We start from the raw sequence: 997 nt of genomic DNA, 5'->3' as shown, positions 1-997 counted from the left end.
TTGGGTATAAGCGACAGGCCCAGCTTTTGGTGAACTTAATTCTCATATTGAGCCCTGGCCCACACCGGGCCCACATTTCATATCAATTTTCATTGTATTCGTCGCATTGCCATTAAACATCAACTTCCGCATATTTCGTAACAATATCAACTATATAGCATCTTTATTAAGCTGAATATATCTTCCTAGATAAGTGCGTTGCGTAATTGTCCGTTATGCGACTATAGCCTAAATGCGGGGCCTTCGGGCCGATTTACTTGGCTGGCCCACAGATACCCCACAAGCGCGCTATTTTCTAAAGTATGGCAGGTGACGCAGAAATAGAGTGTAACTGGCTGGTGGCGGTAGAAGAAGTGATGATGTTAAATCCATGATCAGTACAGGATCATGTTGCTCTGTGGCAGGTTGGGTGCAGCACCGTGGATCTGCCCTTGCTTCATGTAGCACTTGTTCCCCGCAGCCACACTTTGCCCCACTACCCTTACCCGCGAGCCGTCCAGCAGCTCCACGGTGCTGGTACCGTCGCTGTTGACGGTTTGTACGGTGCCGAGGGTCAGGCTGTCGTTCGGCAGTAGTCCTTCAAAGGTTTTCCAGATATTAGCCATTGGGCGCCTCTTCGTTCGAGTCTGATTTCAGAGCGGCACGATAGCCGTCTGACCATGCGTCGATATGCGCCTCTTGGTCGCCGCTAAACATGGTATTCCAGTCTCGAAACCCACCGTTTGCCTCGACACACGCCTCAGTCGCCATTTGCCGCAGCTGCTCGTCACTGATCGCCAGGCACTGCTCATGAGCCTTTGCAATGATCTTGCGGGCGAAGATGATAAGCAGATCGGAAACGTCGACATCCTCTTCGTAGCCATTGAATACCTCGCCAGGCGCGCCACCTTCTACGCCGATGCAGCGGCCGTCTGTGTCGTCGCAGGCGATTGTCAGTATCTCTTCGTCAGTCAGCATGGGGTGGCCTCCTCTTGGTTTCAATGCAGTTTACACATCA

The 997-nt window shown here is 51.8% G+C and carries 2 protein-coding genes; both read right to left on the bottom strand.

Features of this window, described 5'->3' with window-relative positions:
* Positions 1-374 precede the first annotated feature (374 nt).
* Positions 375-605: a hypothetical protein gene (locus MPRO_RS03205; protein ID WP_067286868.1), complete on the bottom strand. Its 231-nt coding sequence runs from the start codon at positions 603-605 to the stop codon at positions 375-377.
* Positions 598-957, bottom strand: coding sequence for a hypothetical protein (locus tag MPRO_RS03200; RefSeq protein ID WP_067286864.1), 360 nt, complete (start codon positions 955-957; stop codon positions 598-600). The genes MPRO_RS03205 and MPRO_RS03200 overlap by 8 nt, the downstream gene beginning before the upstream one ends.
* Between the last annotated feature and the right edge of the window lie 40 nt (positions 958-997).

This window comes from Marinobacterium profundum, assembly GCF_001528745.1.
Taxonomy (GTDB): domain Bacteria; phylum Pseudomonadota; class Gammaproteobacteria; order Pseudomonadales; family Balneatricaceae; genus Marinobacterium_A; species Marinobacterium_A profundum.
The sequence above is the reverse complement of the archived record's forward strand: the minus strand, read 5'-3'. Positions and strand labels throughout refer to the sequence as shown.